Raw genomic sequence first — 21,002 nt, forward strand, 5'->3', positions numbered from 1 at the left:
AGAAACAATGAAAGATTGGGAGTATAATGAATTATTTGATGCAATTCAAGAGACATATGAAGAGTTGTTAGACGAAGATAGGGGACATAGGTATGCAATAGCAAAATTAGCAGATGAATTTGACAACTTAGGCACGATAGAAGATGTTATTGTTGATACTGCTATTGGAGAAATTTTAATCGGTCAGGATAAAGTTTTCGTTGGGCGTATTAATGGTATCACAAACAGGCTAAGCAGGTTTAACCCACAAGAAGCAGAAGGTGAATTAGCATTAGAAGAAATAAAAGATTTATCAAGACGAATAAATAAAGTAATAGAAGGACTAAAAAATGTTGAGGTTGATTATAACCCTTCAGCAGAATAGTGATACACAATAGTTAAAAATAAATGAAGCAGTTACGGTAAACAAACTTTTGTCTTGCTTGTTCTCTATCCCAAGAGACGCTGATGATAACGATGGGGTTGATTCAGACGAATATCGATACACTTTATTTTTTTGAGAAGCAGAAAAAGCTAAGAGTTGCTGTATGACTCAAATGAGATATAATCAAAAACGCATGCGACTGAAAGCAAAAGGCAAGCTCAACGACCGTAGCTCATTGACAAAGTTTATTAAAATAAATGTGGTGGACTTTCAGTGAATATCAATCAAGCTCATAAAATTTTGAATAAGCTGGGGAAATCAACTACTCTTGAAGATAGTTGCATTAAAGAGAATGTTGCTCCGTATGAAAATTTTTATATATTAAAGAGAGACGAAGATAAATGGGCTTATGGTTTGTTTATGGTTGAAAGACAAAATAACCCTTATTTGCAAATAACAAAAGAATTTGACACTGAAGTTGAAGGGGCAAAACATTTTTTTTGGATAGTTTATCTACTTTTTATTTTTTAGAAAAGTTTCAGCGTTTTGTGATGGAACATGAAGAGTTGGATATAGGTGGACCTACATTTGATCAAAGTAAACTTTTTAAAGCCATGTCTATATTAGGGATCCCTGCTTCTTTATTTGCTTTGGGACAATCACAAGTAAGAAATAGAGCGATTATGCTAGAGATGAAAGACGAAACAAGTTCGATTGTCTCTTTTGTAAACGATAAAGGTAATGTGATTCAATCTACATTAGCCATCCGAAATCAAAGAGCATTGTTTATTGCGTTCAAAAAAATTTATTTGCTTTATCAATTTGAAAATGAAGTGAAAAATTTGTTGGAAGCTGAAGGAATAGCAAATTATTTCTCTGAAGGAGACATAAATACTTTTCTTTTATAATGAAATTTTAATCGACCATCTATCTATTATAGATGGTCGATTTTAATTGAAACTACATAAGGTTATGGAGACAGAGAGTAAATATTTTACAATTCTTAAATATCACAATGATACAATAGATAAAGGTTATATAAAAGAAGTTTCAATTACAAAAGGTGGTCTTTAGAAATGCATAATTTGTTGAAGGAAAACCTTGGTGAGGATTATGCGGTTATAAGTCATGCTGAAGAAAATAAAATAGGGGTTTATCAAAAGTTTAATAACTGTATTTATCAAGAAACATTTGTTGAACTTCAAGAAAACACGGAAAACAATATGTATTATTTAATATTAAATCAAAGGGGGAATGAATTTATTAAAGAGGAATTTGATAATAAAGAAGAGGGAATTTGTGCACTCGGTATTATGCGGTTTCAATTTTAGGTGATCGTATTCGAGATATTGAAACACAAGATAAAATATTAGAGTTAGAAGATAATGAAATAAAATCTTTAAATAAATTATTAGGTTTGAAAATTGGTGAGAATTATTTTTCAATTTTTAAAGAAAAAAAGATTGCTGTTAACTTAGAACAAACAAAAAATGGATTATATAATATTTTTTATATGACTCCTGACTTCAAAAAAGTTTATTTAATTAAAGATAGAGAAGCTCCAAGTGCATTTCTTGTATTGTATAACTTTTCCTTAAAATTAAAAGAAGTTATCTCTCTTTTAAATCTATGGAAAAACGATTTCAATATAAATATGCAGTTTGAAGAGAAGATAAGAAGATTGATTTTAGGAAAATAATATTTGATGTATAATTATTTTTAAATGAATATGATTTAAAACTAAAACGCATGGAAATCGATCTCCATGCGTTTTCAAGATGAATCAACAAAGCAGGTGTGCCAAATGAAAAGACGAACAATATCGTTTCAGTTGAACGATGATAAACATATATCTAACTTTAAAAAAAGACTGTACTCCACTATCATTGGCGGAATTATCGGTGATGCGCTGGGCGTCCCTGTGGAATTTAAAGCTAGAAACTTAAATATCACTGGAATGACAGGGTACGGGACTTATAATCAACCGCCTGGAACATGGTCAGATGATACATCACTCACTTTGTGTTTAATGGAGAATCTGATCGAAGAAAAAGATGAGACTGAATTGATGAAAAAGTTTGCTGCGTATCGGGAAGGCTACTGGACTCCATACGGCACCATGTTTGATATTGGCAGAGCCACTGATGATGCAATCGAGCGCTTCAAAAGGGGCGTTCCAATGGTACAATGCGGCGGAGCATCTGAGTTTGATAATGGAAACGGAGCATTGATGAGAATATCTCCGTTGGCTTTTACACTATGGAACGAATCCGAGTTTTCAAAAAGGCAAGCTGAGATCGAACGGTGGGCCTTTATTACACATCGTCATCCCCGATCTACGCTGGGATGCATCATTTATATAGAATTCTTAATAAATTTATTTAATCATTCTCCTAAAGAGGCATATAAACAAGCTGTTCATTCTTGTCTGGAGAATTTGAGAGGAACCGAGTATGAAAATGAGTTTTCTGCCTATAAGAGGATACTCAATGATGACATTGCGACTGTTAAAAGAGAAGACATCATGTCAGACGGCTATGTTGTGCATTCTTTAGAAGCGGCATTGTGGTGTTTCCTCAATTATGACCGTTATTCTGATGCTGTATTGGAAGCAGTGAACCTGGGGGAAGACACCGATACAATTGCCTTTATTACAGGTACGATGGCTGGAATGTATGATCAAATGGAAAGCATCCCGGAAGAATGGATCACTGCCTTGGCAAGGAAAGAAGACATTCTGGATTTGTCTGAAAGGTTTGCTCAGTTCTGCTTTGAAAAATCAGAGCGATAGATTGTCTATGTGAAAAAGAAAATGCCGGCTAACAGAGCATTTTCTTTTTCACATCAAAAACCACTTGCTTTTCTCCAAAATTCCATCTATAATAAATCATGTCTCAAATATACGGGGCATTAGCTCAGCTGGGAGAGCGCTACACTGGCAGTGTAGAGGTCAGCGGTTCGAGCCCGCTATGCTCCATCTCGGAAACCCTTGATACACCAAGGGTTTCTTTTTTTTGTGATTTATAAAAATCGACTCGAAATGAGTTGTTGGCTAACCTTTCAGTGACCGATACCGATGTTTTTAGAAACTGTTAAGTATTTTGATTAATTTAATTCATTAAAAAGGGGTAATTTCTTTATCCTTTCTTTCTGAATTACCCTAAATAATTTTTTAATCTTTCTAAACCTGTCTTGAGCTCATCCAGTGATTTTGTAGAAGAAAGGGCAACACGCAGGTACTTATTAGGTGTTGTCGAACCGCTGAGAAAGCGGTCAGAATGAAATACACGAATTCCGTGTTTTTTCAGGTCTGTTTCTATCTGTAACCCATCATTAAGATTTTTGATGGAAAGCCAGCGATAAAAGCTTAAAGGATGTCCATTCAGCTCTTTTTCTGGAAAATACTCCGAATAAATATCATTTGCAGACTGAGCAAGCTGTTTTTTTCGAGAAACAATGTCATGCGCCTTTCCTGATAAGATCAGTTCTGTTACTACCTCTGCATCAAAAGAAGATGTTTTCACATTAATGGTAAAAATAGCCTGGAGGATTTTCTCGCGTAATGCATCCCCATAGGCGATATAGGCTACTCTTAATCCTGAACAGATTGACTTTGAAGTGCTGCAAATATAAACGCTTTGTTCTGGAAGCAGGTTGAACATGGGCTCCTGATAATCAGAGATTATGCCTGCGGTCATAAATGCATGAATATCATCCTCAATCAATAGTAAACGATGCTTGCGGATGACTTCCGCGATTTCTTTCTTTCTAACATCTGACATCATAACAGTAGTCGGGTTACAGCAGGAGGGTATCAGAAAAATGCCATGAATATTGAGTTGCGTACACTGCTTATCAAGCTCGTTTGGCAGCATTCCATATTCATCTCCAAGAATCGGCACTAGCTGAATCTGGTGCATTTTTGCCAGATCAATAAAGTTTGCATACGTATATAAGTCAGTTGCAATTCGATTTCCTGGCTCAAACAATGCGGTCAATGAAACGGCCAGCGCATTTTGGGCACCGGAAACAATTGAGATATGCTCTTGGTCAGTTTGAATGCCGAGCGATTTCATCCAGTTGAGTCCTGCCGTTTTTTGATGCGGAATGCCGGTTGGATCGTTGTAATTGAGTAACTGCTCTAAATAATGTTTATTCGTAACCTGTTGAATCGCCTCAGCTACAATTTTATTGGTTTCTTCAAAAGAGGCAACCAAACCAAGATCGATACAGTTCGTAATTTTATCTCTAGAAATGGTAATAGAACGAGCGGCGCTAGGAGAAACGAAAGTTCCTTTTCCAGTGACCGCATAAATCAGCCCCTTAATCTTACACAGTTTATAAGCACGGGTAATTGTAGTGAAGTTTAAATCAAGAAAGTCAGCCAATTCCCGTTGCGGCGGCAGTTTTGTACCAGGCGCTAAATAGCCGTTTTTTATATCCTCTTCAAGCAAAGTTGCGATTGATTCATAAAACGGACGCTTCAATGCCTTCCTTTCAGGTTTCCAAGACATTGGGTAATTGTCGAATGAGTTTACTGGCATAATTCGCCTCCATTATCTAATGTCTAAACAACATATCTATCATGTGAAGCATCTAGTAATGTACTTATTTATTATACAAAAGATAATTGTAATCCATACAATTATCTAGTTTATTGTTTGGATTTCGTGTGCTAAATTATAATAAAATTTTTCATTCAAGGTGTGAATTGTATGACAGAAAGAAATCAAATATGGGCTGCATTTCGTTGGGCCTTCCCATATACGATTCCGATTTTAGCCGGTTTTTTATTTTTGGGAATTGCTTATGGAATCTTTATGCATTCTTTAGGGTTTAGCGCAATTTATCCGATCATTATGAGTTTTACAATATTTGCAGGGTCTATGGAGTTTGTTGCTGCAAATTTTTTGCTAAGCGGGTTCCATCCGTTTAATGCTCTTTTATTAACGTTTATGGTGAATGCCCGTCATCTATTTTATGGAATTTCCATGTTAGATAAGTACAGGGGAACTGGAAAGAAAAAGTTTTATCTGATTTATGGAATGTGTGATGAATCTTTTTCTATCAATTATACAGCTGATGTACCAGCGAATGTTGACAAGGGATGGTTTATGTTTTTTGTGACGTTGCTTAATCATCTATATTGGGTCGCAGGAGCAGCAATCGGAGGAATGTTTGGATCTTTTGTAAAGTTTAATACTGAAGGGCTTGATTTTGTAATGACAGCACTCTTTATTGTGATTTTCATAGAACAGTGGATGAAAGAGAAAAAGCACCACAGTGCTCTCACAGGACTTGGGCTTTCAGCAGCCAGTCTGATCATTTTTGGCGGGAACCAATTTATTATTCCTGCTATGCTTGCTATTTTAGGCGTGCTCACTGTTCTGAGAAAACCATTGGAGAAAGCTGAGGTTTCCGTATGACGATGAGCATAACGCAGCAAATGATCACCATTGCTATGGTAGTGCTTGGAACAATGCTGACAAGGTTTCTTCCATTTATCATTTTCCCGTCGGGCAAACCGACACCGAAATATGTACAGTATCTTGGCAAAGTGTTGCCACCAGCGGTCATTGGGCTTCTGGTTATTTATTGTTTTAAAGATGTGAGTTTACTTTCTGGAAGTCACGGTATCCCTGAATTGATTGGGGCAGCTGCAGTTGTACTGCTTCACTTTTGGAAGAAAAATATGCTCCTCTCTATAGCAGGAGGAACCATTGTCTATATGATGTTGGTGCAAGTCATTTTTTGATCATACCGATTCTGATTTGTGAAAATCAAGGAGGCTGCGAATCGTGCAAAAAAAATAGACGAGCATCAACTCTATGAACAAAACCATGAATTTTTAAGCAAGTAGAGAATCATCTGTACGCACAGTCGTTAGGATTTTGAATCCACGCAACTGAAATGAATTTAAAAAGGGAAGTGGCTGAAATAACTGAACTGGATTATTAAACTTCATTGCTTCACTTATGACCATTTCCATATCTTCAATTTGGGACATGTGGGGCACCGGCCTTTTCACTTTGTTCTGGCTGCTTTCTAATTCGCGGAGCAGTTCGACATGCTCTGTCAGCATCATAGCAGACCATTTCTGTCATCTATCATATTGTGAATCTCCCTGAGATGATGACGTGTTCTTTTTCCAGCGAGAAAAGGAACCCAACAGTCGAGGTTAGGTTCTTTTTCATTAAAGGATATTGGCGAAAATAACTGATCGTGAAGTGTTTGAATCCACCCTAAGTTCGGGCTTAAACACTTTAATAGAAATAAATCCAATTGAAATCAGCTTTAACATCCTTATCGATAGGACTTCCATGGTAAGGAAGAGGTCAGCGGTTCGAGCCCGCTATGCTCCATCTTTAAAACCCTTGATCATTCAAGGGTTTTTTTGTTGCCTTTTTTACGCGATCCATTTTTGCGGGGTGATGGCCTATCTGTCTGTACGGTATTTGACGACTGGCCATTTTTCTTTTCGCAGAGCGTTCATCAGCTCCGGTCCTACATGCAAATGCTCTTCAATCAGCTCTCTTGGAGTCAGCGCCATCCACTGATTTAATGAAATGTCTGCAAAGCGGCTGCTTTTGAATATTTCTAAAAACCACAGGCTTTCGCTGCCTGTATTTTGAATGTAATGCCCCATGGCAAACGGGACATACCCGACATCACCCGCCCGGTAATTAAAGGTGCGGGCAGTCCCGTTTGCCGCAAATACTGTCATTCGCCCGGTTCCTGTGATATAGTACTGCCATTCATCGTTGTTCGGGTGCCAATGCATTTCCCTCATTCCGCCGGGCTTGACTTCGACGAGCGCGGCGGCGATCGTTGTCGAAATTGGAAAGTTTGAAGAATCAACAATTCGCACCGTTCCGCCGGGTGTTACGATAGGTTTTTGTGCAAACAGCCTGTAAGCGAAGCTTTTTGGTACGGTTCCATACGGGTCGGGCACTTTTTGGTTTTCGAGCGGTCCCGGCGCTTTTGCTTGGAAGATGTATCGCTGTTTGTCGGGGATGCGGGCGAAGGCGCTTTCGTGTACACCGAAATTCGCGGCCAGAATATCTTTCGGTGTGTGTGCGAACCAATCTGTAATCGTGAAGGTATCGAACTCGGAGAAGTTCCCGTCGTCAAAAACGAGGAGAAATTCGCAGCCATCCTCAAGCCCTTGAATCGAGTGCGGTATTCCGGCGGGAAAGAACCACAAATCCCCGGGGCCGACATCGGCGATAAAGTTTCGGCCGTCCTGATCGACGGCGGTAATGCGCGCATGGCCCAAAATCATGTAAGCCCATTCCGATTGCTTATGCCAATGCAGCTCGCGCACCCCGCCTGGCGTCAGCCGCATATTGACGCCGGCAATCGTCGTTGATACCGGCAGCTCCCGGACAGTTATTTCGCGCGACCAGCCGCCATGATTTAACTGCATATGTGTGTCTGAAAAAGAAAACTTTAAATTGGGGATTGCTCCGGCATCTGTTTTTGGAGGAACGAACATGTCGGGATTCTCTAAATCCCGCATTACGTCGCGGGGCCCAAAATCAGTCGCGCCCGCACCATCGTGTCTTATTGGATGAGGCACGCGATTGTACCAAGCTGGAGTCCCGGCTGTTCTTTTCATGTAAAAAGCTCCCTTCACAGGTCGTGTATACCGAAATTTATGACAGGGACGCTTAAAATATATCAAATCGAAAAAAATCGGAGCCTTCTTAAGACACTTTTAAAAAAACTAGATGGACAGATTTGCATTTCCTTTGGCAGCAGAAGAAAACCTTCGATTTAAAGTCTGCACGGCACGGGCTCCTGCTGTTTGCCTTCCACCGCTAACGATTACTGACTGAATGATTTCGCCCGAAGCTGAATAAGAATGAGATAGAAAGCATCCGGGCAATTTTCGAACGGCTACATGAATGAATACTATGTGACAAGAAAGAAGGGAGCGTTGATGAAAAAGCTTTGCCGGGAAGTCTGGGTAGAGGTAAACCTTGATGCGATTAAAAAAAATTTGCGCGCATTTCGGCGGCATATTCCGAAGAGGAGCAAGATTATGGCTGTCGTAAAAGCGAACGCTTATGGTCACGGCTCGGTGGAAGTGGCACGCCATGCACTGGAAAACGGCGCGAGTGAGCTCGCCGTTGCCTCGGTGGAGGAAGCGGTCGTTTTGCGAAAAGCGGGGATTGACGCACCGATCCTTGTGCTCGGTTTCACCCCGCTTAGCTGTGTGAAAGAAGCGGCAGCTTGGAATATATCGTTATCAGCATTTCAAGTTGACTGGATTAAAGAAGCGAACGAGATATTGGAAACAGAAGCAACCCCTGACCGGCTGTCTGTTCATATCAATGTGGATACCGGCATGGGGCGTTTAGGTGTACGCACAAAAGAAAGGCTTTTAGCAATTGTGGAAGTGCTGGCGGCAAGTGAAAACCTTAGATGGGAAGGGATTTTCACGCATTTTTCCACAGCTGACGAACCGGATACTGAGCTAACCATGATTCAACACGAAAAGTTTATCAGCTTTCTTCGTTTTCTGAAAGAACAAGGCTTTAAGCTGCCTACGGTGCATATGAACAACACGGCCGCGGCGATCGCTTTTCCGGAATTCAGCGCTGATATGATTCGCTTAGGTATCGGAATGTATGGATTATATCCTTCCGATTATATCAGGCAGCTCAATCTCGTTAAGCTTGTGCCTGCACTAAGCTTGAAGGCGCGCATCGCTTATGTGAAAACCATGTTGACAGAACCGCGGACCGTTAGTTATGGCGCTACATATGTTGCTGAGCGCGGGGAAGTGATTGCCACGATTCCGGTCGGCTATGCTGACGGTTATTCCCGTGAACTTTCCAATCGCGGATTTATTCTACACCGCGGAAGACGGGTGCCGGTGGCGGGAAGAGTAACAATGGACATGATAATGGTCAGTCTGGGAGAGAGCGAAGGTAAACAAGGAGAGGAAGTCGTGATTTACGGCCGGCAAAAGGGAGCTGAAATTTCCGTTGATGAAGTTGCGGAAATGCTTGATACGATCAATTATGAAGTGGTATCTACAATAAGCTGGCGCGTCCCCCGCTTTTATATAAGAGACGGCAAGATTTTTAAAAAGTCGACCCCGCTGTTATACGTGTAGTTTTCCCATACTCACAGGCTGTTTTCTCGATCATAGATAAAATAGGAAAAGTGCAAATTCTTGACAAAAAAATTTATTTATGCTATAATTTACTAATTGAATATTGGTGTGTATAATAGGATTCTCCTGGCCGGGAGAATCCTATTTTTTTTGCGTTTGATGAAGGAGTGTACGACATGAAAAAAGATGAATCGAGTGTAACGTCTCTTATTTCGGCTTTTGGCAGAGCTTATCACAGCCAATATGATGAACCAAAAATTTTTGATGACAATCTAGCCAAAACGCTCATTTCCCAACAAGAATTTTCTGATATTAAAAACAGTTTCATTCAAGGTATACAGTTCTTCAACAAAGATATAGCGGAAAAATACGAGGGAGACGATGAAGAAATATTAAAATGGGTCACACAAATTCAGCTCTCTCCGACGCCGCTCGCGCGTGCCGCATATTGCGAAAGCGTGCTGCACCATGAGATTCGGTTTGGAGCAGAACAATACGTGATTCTTGGGGCAGGGCTGGATACTTTTTGTTTTCGGAACCTAGAGTTAAAAGGCAAAATTGATATCTTTGAAATTGACCATCCGGCGACACAAAAATGGAAAAAGGAAAGGCTGGACAAAGCAGGTTTTCACATCCCGGCCCACCTTCATTTTATTCCTTTGGACTTTGCCAAGGCATTTTCTTATCAAGAATTGGCTGATAAGGGTTTTCATTTTAACAAAAAAACGTTCTTTAGCTTTTTGGGCGTTTCCTACTACTTAACAAAGGAAGAAACCGAAAAATTGCTGAGACAATTAATGGCTGATCTTCCTTCAGGAAGTTCGATCGTTTTTGATTATGCGGATGAAAACCTGTTCAAAGAAAAAGGTTTCTCCAACAGGGTGGAAAATATGGTGAAAATGGCAGCGGCAGGCGGAGAACCGATGAAGTCATGCTATTCGTATCAGGAAATCCAGCATATGCTGGAGCAATCCGGACTGCTCGTTTATGAGCATTTGTCACCGTCGGATATTCAAGAGCGTTATTTTAAAAATCGAAAAGATGATCTGTCAGCCTTTGAAACGATTCACTACATTCATGCCGTGAAAAATTAAACACGAATCAAGAAAAACGCCCGGGGCCGGGCGTTTTTCCTATTTTAAGCCGCGCGATCGTCTTTCTGTTTTTCTTGGGGGAGTACAAGCTGTTTAGGAGGGCATTTGCGCTGCGTCAATTCGGACACAGCGAAGATCGTCATAAATGCTGTAACCGCAGCCAGCGTCCGGAAAGGAAAGAGGACTGTGCCGTCTTCAATCATCGGATACGGCAGAAGCGGCGGGATGCCGAATGCGGGTTCACCGCCGCCCAGCCTCAGAATGACCGCAACTGCAAATCCGGAAATTGACCCGTACAGGTTTGCTCTTTTATAAAAGAGGGCCATTGTTAACTGGGGAAAAAGAATGCAATAAACTAAATCCGATGCCAAATACCATAAAGTATAAACGCTTTTGACATTCAGCGCGATGATCGCTGCTCCCGCGCCGAACAAAATGATTGAGCGTTTGACGACTTTTTGCAGCTGTTTTTGGGTGGCCTTCGGCTTGATCAGCGGACGGTAAATATTCCATGCGGCCATTGATGATGCCGATAGAATCGATGAGTCCATGCTTGACATAACGGCAGCTGCAATTGCACCCAAACCGATGCCAGCGATAATTCCCGGCGTTAAATACGCAAGCGTTTGCGGCAAAATCATCGCCGGGTTATCCGGAGCGCTCGCTCCGAACAGGCTCCAATCCGCACTGTTTCCGGCAGCTCCGATGATCACGCACGGAATGGCGGCAATGATACAGATCACTCCGGCAATAATCGACTGCCACATGGCGGCGTTTTCCGATTTTGCCGAAAGAACGCGCTGAAAGTACACCTGCCATGCGATACCACCGAAAATTAAGAGGAGCGCATTATCCCACCAGTTCCAAAACAGGTTTCCCCATTCAGGATTTTTCCAGCCGTCCAACGGCGGAAACAGATTGGCGCTGCTTCCGAAATCGTGCCTGTAATTTGCCCATACGATATCGAATGAACCGACATTTGACAACACAAATGGGACGACTAAAAACAGCCCAAGCAAAATGATGATCATTTGGAAGACATCTGTGAAAGCGACTGCCCACATGCCTCCGGCCACCGTATAAGCGATGGCGATCATCGCCGAAAGAATAATCGACGTTTGGAAATCGATATTCAGAATCATTCCGAAAGTCGTGCCCAATGCCGTTAAGATCGCGGCGCTCCAAAACAATTCTCCTAACAGCGCCGGTATATATAAAACACCGGCCATCCGCTTACCGAAGCGCTGTTCGAGAGGATCGATAATGGTCATAAATTGATGACGGCGCATTTTTCTGGCGAAGAAAATACCGCCGATAATCAGGCTTAATGCGTAGCCCCAGGGTGCCTGGGCCCAGATGAGACCGTCGCTGTAAGCCGATTCGGCCGTTCCGTTAATATATCCGCCGCCGACCCATGTTGCGGCCATCGTCACCATTCCGACGAAAAACGGCATGCTCCTTTTTGCCACGATCATATCAGAAAAAGAATTTGATTTCTTTGCTGCGTAAAAAGCGCCTAAATAATAGGTGAAAGCAAAGAATATCATCATGGAGATAAAGCCGCCCCAATGAATGTCTGCATTCGAAATGCCGATATACGCGAGTAAGCCTCCCGCAAACAACACAAAAATACCTAATTTGATCCAGTTTTTTTTCTTCTCAGCATAATTCATGTATGCACATCGCCTCCGGTAATAATTTTTCGAATTTTCTTGAAATTAAAATGTGAAAAAAGGTTTTGCGCCACTCTGGGAAGTATGCAAACTGCTGACTTCAGAGCGGATAAAACCTTTTTATTCCTTGTTATCAATCGGTATAAACTCAAAAATCTCTCCGGATTGGACAGATTTCGCGAGTCTCAGCAGCCAGTCATAATACGGTTTTGACTGTTCCAACTGGTCATAAAGAGTTCTCGCTTCTTCTTTTATACTTTCGTCAAGCCCATCGCTTTCGACGATGTCCTCCAATGCTTTTTGAGCGTCTTGAATGGCCATGAGATTCACTTTGACTTCCCTTTCCCATTTTTGCGGGAAAAAGCTTGTGAAAAATTTGAAGAAATCCTTTTCAGCAACAAAGCTGTGTTTTCTTCTTCCTCTATGGAATGTCTTTTTGACGACGTTTAAGTCTTGGAGTTTTTTTACGCTTGTGCTCATGCTGGGCTTGCTCATTTGCAGTTCTTCCCGCATTTCGTCCAGTGTCATTTCATCCGAAAGGTACATGGTTCCGTACAAAATACCCGCACTCCGGGTAATGCCGTACAGATCCATCGTTTCTGCGATTGAATCAATGACAAGATCTTTTGCCTGTGCGATCGCTTCTTTTGCTGAAAGATCACGGGGATTGTCCATTACTTGCCTCCTTTCACAGGAGCGGAACATCAGCATTGCAGATTCAATGCCCCGGAAAAACGGGGATTAATCTGAAATCCGCGTTAAGTTTGTTAAGTTATTTCTGTATGTTCTTTATCTTAACGAAAGAAATTCAAATGTCAAAATCAAAATTTTTTTTCAAATGGCCTCAGCCCGTGTGAGTACTGTGTTCCTATAAAATTCAAAAAAAATAATCAGCCTGATTTCCTTTGACACAAAAAATGGCACATGATAAATTCAAAGTGTTCAAAACGTTAAATTTTTATTTAACAAACTTTGCGTAATGAGGAGGCTGCTTTTATGAGTCAAACACTTTTCATTGACGGAAAGTGGGTGGGCGCCAAAAAAGGCGAAACCCGCCAAATTATCAACCCTTACAATCAAGAGCATATTGAAACCGTCAGTGAAGGAGACAGAGAAGACGCTGTTCGGGCGATTGCCGCAGCGCGCCGCGCCTTTGACGACGGCGAGTGGGCGAATACGCCGGGTCTTGAACGAGGCAACATCGTATTAAAGATCGCCGAACTGATCAGACGCGACCACGAAGAGCTGGCAGAGCTTGAATCGCTTGACACCGGCAAGACGCTTGAAGAAAGCAGAGCCGATATGGATGATATTGCAAACGTATTTCAATATTATGCAGGGCTTGCGGATAAAGATGGCGGAGAAGTCATTTCTTCACCGATTCCCGATTCTAAAAGCGAAATTGTCAGGGAGCCGGTCGGTGTCTGCGGGCAGATCACCCCATGGAATTATCCGCTTCTGCAGGCTAGCTGGAAAATCGCTCCGGCTTTGGCAGCGGGCAACACGATCGTTGTCAAACCAAGTGAAATCACACCGCTGACAACCATTAAGATCTTCAAGCTGATGGAAGAAGCCGGTGTGCCTAAAGGGGTTGCCAACCTTGTTCTCGGCCCCGGAGCCACTGTCGGCGATGAACTTGCCAGAAATACAGACGTCGACTTAATTTCCTTCACCGGCGGAATTGAAACCGGAAAGAAAATCATGCAGGCTGCAAGTACGAATGTGAAAAAAATTGCGCTTGAGCTTGGCGGAAAAAATCCGAATATTGTGTTTAAAGACGCAGATTTTGACGTAGCGGTTGACCAGGCGCTGAATGCGGTATTTTTCCACGCAGGACAGGTTTGCTCCGCGGGTGCTCGTCTTCTCGTTGAAAAATCCATTCATGACGAGTTTGTCGCAGAGCTTGTCAAGCGTGCGAAAAAAATCAAACTTGGCAACGGATTCCACGAGGAGACACAGAGCGGTCCGCTCATTTCAGCTGAGCACCGCAGCAAAATTGAAAAATATGTAGAAATTGGCCTGCAAGAAGGCGCCAAGCTGGAAACAGGCGGAAAGCGTCCGGAGGACCCTGAACTTGCAAATGGCTTCTTCTATCTGCCGACAATCTTCTCGGGCTGTACATCAGATATGAGAATCGTTCAGGAAGAAGTATTCGGTCCTGTATTAACAGTTGAAACATTCAAAACAGAAGAAGAAGTTGTCTCACTTGCAAACGATACGATTTACGGCCTTGCCGGCGCCGTTTGGTCAAAAGACATCGAAAAAGCGGAACGCGTCGCTGCCAAACTGCGCATGGGAACCGTCTGGATCAATGACTTCCACCCTTATTTCGCACAAGCGCCTTGGGGAGGTTACAAGCAGTCAGGCATCGGCCGCGAACTTGGCCGCATGGGCCTTGAAGAATACACAGAAGTGAAGCACGTCTACCGCAATACGAAACCGGCGGCTGTCAATTGGTTTAAAGCATAAGAAGGAGGAAATGATTCATGACTTTAAATATGAAAGTAGAAGCGATGAACAAATTCCACACGTTTGAAATCCCGACCGTCATTAAGCACGGAATCGGAGCCGTTAAACATGTGGGCGAAGAAGTGAAAAAACTTGGCGTTTCAAAAGCGCTGCTTGTCACAGACCCCGGCATCTACAAAGCAGGAGTAACAAACCCGGTCGTTGAATCCCTTCAGGAAGCAGGCGTTGAAGTTGTCGTCTTTAATAAAGTCGAGCCGAATCCGCCTGTCCGTCTTGTCGCTGAAGGTTCCAAACTGTATGCTGAAGAAAACTGCGACGGCCTTGTAGCAGTCGGCGGCGGAAGCTCAATGGATACGGCGAAAGCGATCGGAGTCGAAGCCACTCATGAAGGCTCGGTTCTTGACTATGAAGCGGCAGAAGGAAAGAAGCCTCTTGAAAACCGGATTCCTCCGCTTACAACGATCCCGACGACTGCCGGAACCGGCTCAGAAGTTACACAATGGGCGGTTATCACAGATGAAGAGCGTGAATTTAAATTCAATACGGGCGGCCCGCTGATTGCTGCTCACTTGACTGTTATCGATCCTGAATTGCATGTATCAATGCCTCCGCACGTCACAGCGATGACCGGCGTTGACGCTTTGGCTCACGCCATCGAGTGCTATACGATGAAATTTGCTCAGCCGATAACTGACGCGGTGGCCCTTCTTGCCATCGAATACGGCGCACATTACATCCGCAGAGCGTTTGCCGATGGGGAAGATCTTGAAGCGAGATACGGCATGGCGCAGGCGGCTATGCTTGCAGGCCTTTCTTACGGAAGCGAATCTGCAGGCGCTGCTCACGCGATGAGCCAGACGCTCGGAGGAATCATTCCTGTCGCGCACGGCCAATGTGTGGCGGCGATGATGGGTCCTGTAATGGAATACAACTGGAAAGGCTACCCTGAAAAATTTGCCCGCATTGCAAAAGCGTTCGGCATTGACACAAGCGGCATGTCTACAGTGGAAGCGGCTAAAGCTGCAGTGAACTGGATGTATCAGCTTGTGGAAGACTTGGAGATTCCTAGTCTTGAAGAGCAAGGCGTATCACCTGACATGATCGACCGCCTTTCAAAAGAAGCGATGAAAGATCCGCAAACGGTCGGAAACCCGAGAGACCTGAACGAAAAAGCGTACAATTGGATTTACAAACGCTGCTTTAATCTAACCCCGAAAACTGTATAAAGAAATGCATGAATCCCGCTGTGTGAACGCACAGCGGGCTTTCTCAATTTGAGAAAAAAAGGGATGCATTGTAAAATAAATCACATCTTGAAAAAAGGGGATGGGTTGAATGTGGAAAAAGCACACGGCTGTTGCAGAGAACGTATACATAGCGGACACACCGTCATTTGTGACAGAGAAACAAGAAAAGATTGTGATTGATTATGGGGGAATACCGGGTGATCTGCATTTTGGACTGACGAAAAAAGCGGGAGCAAGGGAGCCGATGTATAAAAGAGGGACGGAGATTTTCAACAGGAGGCAGATTTCAATTGTCTCGGTCGAAGAGTGTCTTGAGATTGCCGGACGGCTGAACGTTCCTGCGGTCCTTCCGGAATGGCTCGGGGCTAATATCGCATTAAGCGGACTGCCTGATTTAACTTCATTAAGAGAAGGAAGCAGAATCGTTTTTCCAAGCGGCGCCTCTCTGTTGAGCGAGGGTGAGAACGAGCCGTGCATTCAGCCCGGAGAAGTCATTCAGGAGCAGTTTCCCGACAAACCGAAGCTTGCTTCGCGCTTTGTGCGCCATGCGATCGGAAGAAGGGGAATCGTCTGCGTCGTCGAACGCCCCGGCTTGATCCATCAAGGCGACCAGGCAGAAGTGTGGGCGTATTCGCCTGCTGCCACGAAAGACGCCAGGTCGTTTGCCTGAGCGGATGAAAAGCCCCGGGCCTCTAAAGCCGGGGCTTTCCGTGTATTATAATAGTTTCTGTTTGATTTCCTTGATCTGTTTAATATGTCTTCTTTCATGATGGCCGATGAAGTCGAGCCACTGTCTGACCGTAAGCTCTTCGAAAACCGGATGCGGCAGCACCCTTTGAAAATCTTCATCATGAAAGGCGGCGATGACTGAAGTTAATTGTGTTCTGACATTGTCGAGCTCAGCTTTGAGGGTTAAAGCATCCGCCGTTTTTCTTTCAGGCTCTGCATATGGGGGCGCCTTTCGTTTGGAGCTTCTGTCTTCCGACTGATGCACCGGTTTATCTTCGATTGTTTTGACCGGTGCATGCTTGATTTGTTCCTTTAGGATTTGAAGTGCCATCAGGTCGATTTTTTTCAGGTGGTCGATCACTTCTTGAATGCTCCATTCGTCCTCCGAGGGCCTTTTATTCAGCGTTTCGTCTGACAGGCCTTGAATCTCGCTCCAAAGTTCTTTTCTCGCTTCATTAAAAATGCTCATCATATCCCCTCCTGTTTTTACTGTACCATATCGCAGGCTGGTAAAATAACCAAAAAACACTCGATTTTCGCATCGCCATCGGATATGCTTAAGAAAAATGAATAGAAGGAAGGATTTATTTGAGAACAACATTGTACCCGTATATCGCATTAGTGGTCGGGGTGCTGGCTGTGTCTTCCTCCGCCATCTTTGTCAGACTGTCAACGGCTGACGCTGGAATCATCGCTTTTTATCGTCTCTTTTTTTCCGCTTTGCTGATCTTTCCTTTTTTCTGGGGAAAAAGAAAAGAAGTCTTGTATTTTTCGAAAAAGGACTGGCTGTTTTCAGCGGCAGCGGGGTTCTTTTTGGCATTTCATTTTATTTTATGGTTTCGTTCGCTTGAATACACCTCAGTGGCGAGCTCGGTTGTTCTTGTGACGCTGCAGCCGATTTTTTCTTTTATCGGTACATACTTTTTATTTAAAGAAAGAGTGTCGTTCGCTGGAATCATCAGTGCGCTTCTCGCGATCGGCGGAAGCGCGTACATCAGCTGGGGGGATTTCAAAGTAAGCGGCCAGGCGCTCTACGGCGACATTCTTGCACTATTGGCGTGTGCGCTTGTGACGGCATATTTGCTGTTTGGCCAGCATGTCAGAAAACGCCACAGTTTGACCGTTTACACGTTTATTGTGTATGGAATCAGCGCCATCACTTTATGCCTGTACTGTCTGTTTTCGGGCGCCGCCTTTTTTTCTTATCCTGCGTCAGATTGGGGGTATTTCTTTCTGCTTGCCGTCATTCCGACTTTGCTCGGCCACTCGCTGTTTAACTGGGTGCTGAAATGGCTGAGCACAAATATGATTTCTGTGGCGATTTTATTTGAACCTGTCGGAGCGGTTGCGCTGGCGTATTGGATTTTAGACGAATCCGTCATGATGACGCAGGTGATCGGCGGAGCGGTCATTTTTTCAGGTATTATCTTGTTCATGGCCTCGCAAAGCATGAGGAAAAACACCGTCCCGTCCGTGAAAGGGAAAACACATAAGGCGCTTTAAAGTTTGCACCTTATCCGGTCAAAATATCTTCGCTTGAATAGCGGATGTTTTCCTGTTCAGGTCTGGCCAGGGAAAACGCCAATGTGAGCGGTCCGAGTTTTCCGAGAAACATAATGAAAATAATCAGTATCTTTCCGACAGGGGTCAGGTCAGCCGTAATCCCCATTGACAGGCCGACCGTGCCGAAGGCTGATACGACTTCAAACAAAATCGCCAAAAACGGCTTAGGTTCTGTCATATTTAAAATAAAGACAGCCGCTAAAATCAACAGCACACTGATAGTCGAAATAGCGAGCGAACGAATGATCAATTGGTCTTTCAGCGTTTTTTTTGCTATCGAAATATGTTTTTTGCCTTTTAAAAAAGTGATAACCGACAGGAGAATGACAAGAAACGTCGTCAGCTTGATTCCTCCGCCGGTGGATGCGCTCCCCGCTCCGACAAACATAAGAAGGAGCAAAAGTGTGATCGTGCTTTCGTGCAGGCTTCCGATATCTGTCGTGTTAAACCCGGCTGTTCGCGGGGTCACGGCCTGAAAATAGGCGCCCCAAAGTTTTTCAGCTGGCGGAAGCATGCCGAGCGTTTTTTGATTTTGATACTCAAGCAGAAAAATAAAGATCATGGCTGACAAATTGATGATAAACGTACCGTATATCATCAATTTCGAATGAAGGCTTAACTTTTTCAAGCTCCGCTTATGCCATAGATCAGACAATACGGTAAACCCTATCCCGCCGATGATAAACAAAAAACTGATCACCAAGTTGACGAGCGGATCGCTTTTATACCGTATTAAACTGTCCGGCCAAATGGAAAATCCCGCATTGTTAAAGGCGGAAACCGCGTGGAACAGGCTGTAGTAGACGCCGCGTGCGAAACCGTATTCAGGTACCCATTTGACAGCCAGTATCAGCATGGCCAGCATTTCAATTGCGAAGGAGTAAATAAACAAACTCTTGATGAGCTTAATGATCCCGCCTAAAGAAGTTTGATTGAGAGACTGTTGAATCAACAGCCGTTCTTTCAGGCCGATTTTTTTTCCGAGCATGATAAAAATGAGCACTGCAAATGACATGATGCCGAGTCCCCCGATCTGGATGAGAACGAGGATCATGAGCTGACCGAACAACGTATAATCCGTGCCTGTATCAACGACGGCTAGGCCGGTAACAGTCATCGCCGATGTCGATGTAAAAAGCGTATCAATCCAGCCTATGGATTTAGACGTCGCTGCCGGGGTCTTCAATAAAAGAGTTCCTAATATGATGAAAAATAAAAACACCAGCACGAGCAGTTGGGACGGGCTTAATTGAATCTGTTTAAACTTCACGGTTAATCGCCCTTTTTTTCAAAGGTCTCAATATCTTTGTTTTGCCCGATCACAATCAAAATATCGTTTTCGTATATCAAGTCATCAGCGCTCGGTGCGATGATGAAATGCCCGTCTCTTTTTATGCCGACGATGTTGCAGCCGAAGTTGGCGCGTACATCGATATCCCCCAGGCTTCTTTTGTCCAGCTTTTTTGTTGCCACAATTTCGACGATGCTGTAATTTGGCGACAGCTCAACAAAATCGATCATCTTTTCCGAGGTGATATGGCTGGCTATCCGCTTGGCCATATCTTTTTCGGGATGAATGATACGATGGACGCCGATTTTATGGAGAACCTTTTGGTGATAGTCATTTTGCGCTTTCGTCCATACTTTGGGAACGCCCATTTCAATCAGCAAAAGCGAAGTCAGAATGCTTGCTTCAATGTCATCGCCGAATGATACAAAGGCGTGATCGATGTTGCGTATTCCGATTTGTTTCAATGTATTTTCATCAACGGCATTGGCGCAAATGGTGTAGGTTGCATAAGCAGAATATTCGTTTACTTTTTCTTCGGATTTGTCGATGCCTAAAACTTCCGCCCCTTTTGCGTGGAAGGCTTTGACAAGACTGCCGCCGAACTGACCGAGCCCGAAAACGGCATAAGATTTCTGCATCCGTGTTCACCCTTTTATCTGTTTTTCTTATAGTGTTTACTTTTTTAAAAGAAAAACACACAGGGATGTACAAGAATCCGGAAGTGTGCGAATCCGGAGAGCCGCCTTGAGGCGGCTTCGGTTTCAGCTGAGCGAGCCTCCGGTTTCGCGAATGTCTTTTTCGTGAAGGGCAGAGACGACGGCGGCTAGCCTCAGCCCTTCGACGATCGTTTCAAGGCTGAGGCTCGGCTCGTGCTTATCGACTGTTTGTTCGGGGAGATACGGAATGTGGATGAACCCTCCGCGGATGTTTGCCGAGGTGCGGTCTATACGGTGCATTAACTGGTAAAAAAGATGGTTGCATACGAATGTTCCAGCTGAATTAGAGACGGAGGCCGGGATTCCGTTTTTTCTCAACTCTTTCACAACGAGTTTGATCGGAAGCGCGGACCAGTAAGCTGCAGGCCCGTCTGCCGCGATCGGTTCATCGATCGGTTCCCGTTTTTCATTATCCGGAATGCGGGCGTCATCGATGTTGATTGCGATGCGTTCCGGAGTAATGTGAGCCCGGCCGCCTGCTTGTCCTACACAAATGACGATATCGGGATGGTGCTTTTCGATCGCTTTTTCCAAAACGGCCGCTGAATGATGAAAAACGGTCGGGATCTGCTCCGCCACGATAGAGACGCCTTCGACTTTTTCTCCGTTCAGCCGTTTTACAGCTTCCCAAGACGGATTGACCGTTTCTCCCCCGAAGGGGTCAAAACCTGTCAGCAGTACTTTCTTTCCCATATCGATCCCTCCTGAATATGAATATAAAGTGCAAAATAC

At 43.7% G+C, this 21,002-nt stretch carries 22 protein-coding genes, 1 tRNA gene and 1 pseudogene; 15 read left to right on the forward strand and 9 right to left on the reverse strand.

Annotation, left to right across the window (positions count from 1 at the left end; genetic code table 11):
- The first annotated feature begins 7 nt into the window (after positions 1–7).
- The 7 genes from LQ247_RS05205 (at position 8) to LQ247_RS05235 (ending at position 3,341) form a co-directional block, all read left to right on the forward strand.
- Entirely contained in the window at positions 8–364 is a 357-nt protein-coding gene (locus LQ247_RS05205) for an Imm3 family immunity protein (protein ID WP_020452724.1), read from the forward strand.
- A 273-nt stretch (positions 365–637) separates the two neighbouring features.
- A complete protein-coding gene (locus LQ247_RS05210; RefSeq protein WP_144498319.1) occupies positions 638–895 on the forward strand; it encodes a hypothetical protein in 258 nt (85 codons plus the stop codon).
- On the forward strand, positions 865–1,272 hold the full coding sequence (locus LQ247_RS05215) for a hypothetical protein (RefSeq protein ID WP_144498317.1): 408 nt from the start codon (positions 865–867) through the stop codon (positions 1,270–1,272). Before LQ247_RS05210 ends, LQ247_RS05215 begins: the two co-directional genes overlap by 31 nt.
- A gap of 168 nt (positions 1,273–1,440) precedes the next feature.
- Positions 1,441–1,695 (forward strand): hypothetical protein, encoded by a 255-nt coding sequence (locus LQ247_RS05220; RefSeq protein WP_144498315.1) that lies wholly within the window; start codon positions 1,441–1,443, stop codon positions 1,693–1,695.
- Positions 1,662–2,063, forward strand: coding sequence for a hypothetical protein (locus LQ247_RS05225; protein WP_231005642.1), 402 nt, complete (start codon positions 1,662–1,664; stop codon positions 2,061–2,063). Before LQ247_RS05220 ends, LQ247_RS05225 begins: the two co-directional genes overlap by 34 nt.
- A gap of 105 nt (positions 2,064–2,168) precedes the next feature.
- Positions 2,169–3,155: an ADP-ribosylglycohydrolase family protein gene (locus LQ247_RS05230; protein WP_020452721.1), complete on the forward strand. Its 987-nt coding sequence runs from the start codon at positions 2,169–2,171 to the stop codon at positions 3,153–3,155.
- Positions 3,156–3,268: 113 nt separating this feature from the next.
- Positions 3,269–3,341: transfer RNA gene (locus LQ247_RS05235), tRNA-Ala, on the forward strand.
- Positions 3,342–3,519: 178 nt separating this feature from the next.
- On the opposite strand, the gene LQ247_RS05240 is transcribed toward LQ247_RS05235, so the two are convergent.
- Positions 3,520–4,908: an aminotransferase-like domain-containing protein gene (locus tag LQ247_RS05240; protein ID WP_144498195.1), complete on the reverse strand. Its 1,389-nt coding sequence runs from the start codon at positions 4,906–4,908 to the stop codon at positions 3,520–3,522.
- 171 nt (positions 4,909–5,079) lie between these two features.
- Between LQ247_RS05240 and azlC the strand changes: the two genes are divergently transcribed.
- Positions 5,080–5,790, forward strand: a complete 711-nt coding sequence (gene azlC / locus LQ247_RS05245; protein ID WP_144498193.1) for an azaleucine resistance protein AzlC — start codon at positions 5,080–5,082, stop codon at positions 5,788–5,790.
- Positions 5,787–6,119 carry a branched-chain amino acid transporter permease gene (locus LQ247_RS05250; RefSeq protein WP_144498191.1) on the forward strand — a complete coding sequence of 111 codons (333 nt, stop codon included), beginning with the start codon at positions 5,787–5,789 and terminating at the stop codon, positions 6,117–6,119. The genes azlC and LQ247_RS05250 overlap by 4 nt, the downstream gene beginning before the upstream one ends.
- 159 nt (positions 6,120–6,278) lie before the next feature.
- Here LQ247_RS05250 and LQ247_RS05255 read toward each other — a convergent pair.
- Positions 6,279–6,449, reverse strand: a pseudogene (locus LQ247_RS05255) (YolD-like family protein); the annotation flags it as partial.
- 351 nt (positions 6,450–6,800) lie between these two features.
- The gene (locus LQ247_RS05260; protein WP_023856017.1) at positions 6,801–7,982 is read right to left on the reverse strand and encodes an oxalate decarboxylase family bicupin; all 1,182 of its coding nucleotides are present in this window, start codon (positions 7,980–7,982) and stop codon (positions 6,801–6,803) included.
- A gap of 324 nt (positions 7,983–8,306) precedes the next feature.
- Here LQ247_RS05260 and alr point away from each other — a divergent pair, with 324 nt between their 5' ends.
- Together alr and LQ247_RS05270 are read left to right on the forward strand one after the other, a co-directional pair.
- On the forward strand, positions 8,307–9,488 hold the full coding sequence (gene alr / locus LQ247_RS05265; protein WP_231005644.1) for an alanine racemase: 1,182 nt from the start codon (positions 8,307–8,309) through the stop codon (positions 9,486–9,488).
- 176 nt (positions 9,489–9,664) lie between these two features.
- Positions 9,665–10,582, forward strand: a complete 918-nt coding sequence (locus LQ247_RS05270) for a class I SAM-dependent methyltransferase (protein WP_023856015.1) — start codon at positions 9,665–9,667, stop codon at positions 10,580–10,582.
- A gap of 44 nt (positions 10,583–10,626) precedes the next feature.
- Here LQ247_RS05270 and LQ247_RS05275 read toward each other — a convergent pair whose 3' ends face one another.
- Together LQ247_RS05275 and cudC are read right to left on the reverse strand one after the other, a co-directional pair.
- The gene (locus LQ247_RS05275) at positions 10,627–12,255 is read right to left on the reverse strand and encodes a sodium:solute symporter family protein (RefSeq protein WP_023856014.1); all 1,629 of its coding nucleotides are present in this window, start codon (positions 12,253–12,255) and stop codon (positions 10,627–10,629) included.
- A 120-nt stretch (positions 12,256–12,375) separates the two neighbouring features.
- Positions 12,376–12,930: a choline uptake/conversion transcriptional regulator CudC gene (gene cudC / locus LQ247_RS05280; protein WP_023856013.1), complete on the reverse strand. Its 555-nt coding sequence runs from the start codon at positions 12,928–12,930 to the stop codon at positions 12,376–12,378.
- Between the two features lie 321 nt (positions 12,931–13,251).
- On the opposite strand from cudC, the gene betB reads away from it, so the two are divergent.
- The 3 genes from betB (at position 13,252) to LQ247_RS05295 (ending at position 16,641) form a co-directional block, all read left to right on the forward strand.
- Complete coding sequence (gene betB, locus LQ247_RS05285; RefSeq protein ID WP_195258575.1) at positions 13,252–14,724, forward strand: betaine-aldehyde dehydrogenase; 1,473 nt, start codon at positions 13,252–13,254, stop codon at positions 14,722–14,724.
- A gap of 17 nt (positions 14,725–14,741) precedes the next feature.
- Positions 14,742–15,950: an iron-containing alcohol dehydrogenase gene (locus LQ247_RS05290; RefSeq protein WP_020452714.1), complete on the forward strand. Its 1,209-nt coding sequence runs from the start codon at positions 14,742–14,744 to the stop codon at positions 15,948–15,950.
- A gap of 109 nt (positions 15,951–16,059) precedes the next feature.
- A complete protein-coding gene (locus LQ247_RS05295; protein ID WP_020452713.1) occupies positions 16,060–16,641 on the forward strand; it encodes an MOSC domain-containing protein in 582 nt (193 codons plus the stop codon).
- Between the two features lie 45 nt (positions 16,642–16,686).
- Here the strand turns inward: LQ247_RS05295 and LQ247_RS05300 are convergent, their stop codons facing one another.
- Positions 16,687–17,172, reverse strand: a complete 486-nt coding sequence (locus LQ247_RS05300; RefSeq protein ID WP_033155020.1) for a DinB family protein — start codon at positions 17,170–17,172, stop codon at positions 16,687–16,689.
- Between the two features lie 116 nt (positions 17,173–17,288).
- Here LQ247_RS05300 and LQ247_RS05305 point away from each other — a divergent pair, with 116 nt between their 5' ends.
- Positions 17,289–18,203 carry a DMT family transporter gene (locus tag LQ247_RS05305; RefSeq protein ID WP_231005645.1) on the forward strand — a complete coding sequence of 305 codons (915 nt, stop codon included), beginning with the start codon at positions 17,289–17,291 and terminating at the stop codon, positions 18,201–18,203.
- Between the two features lie 10 nt (positions 18,204–18,213).
- Here LQ247_RS05305 and LQ247_RS05310 read toward each other — a convergent pair whose 3' ends face one another.
- The 3 genes from LQ247_RS05310 to pcp all read right to left on the reverse strand — a co-directional run bounded on the left by LQ247_RS05310 (position 18,214) and on the right by pcp (position 20,963).
- Positions 18,214–19,533, reverse strand: coding sequence for a TrkH family potassium uptake protein (locus tag LQ247_RS05310; protein ID WP_231005646.1), 1,320 nt, complete (start codon positions 19,531–19,533; stop codon positions 18,214–18,216).
- Between the two features lie 2 nt (positions 19,534–19,535).
- Positions 19,536–20,192, reverse strand: a complete 657-nt coding sequence (locus LQ247_RS05315; RefSeq protein ID WP_020452710.1) for a potassium channel family protein — start codon at positions 20,190–20,192, stop codon at positions 19,536–19,538.
- Positions 20,193–20,315: 123 nt separating this feature from the next.
- A complete protein-coding gene (gene pcp / locus LQ247_RS05320) occupies positions 20,316–20,963 on the reverse strand; it encodes a pyroglutamyl-peptidase I (protein ID WP_020452709.1) in 648 nt (215 codons plus the stop codon).
- Between the last annotated feature and the right edge of the window lie 39 nt (positions 20,964–21,002).

It is taken from the genome of Bacillus sp. BS3(2021), from assembly GCF_021043345.1.
GTDB lineage: Bacteria > Bacillota > Bacilli > Bacillales > Bacillaceae > Bacillus > Bacillus paralicheniformis.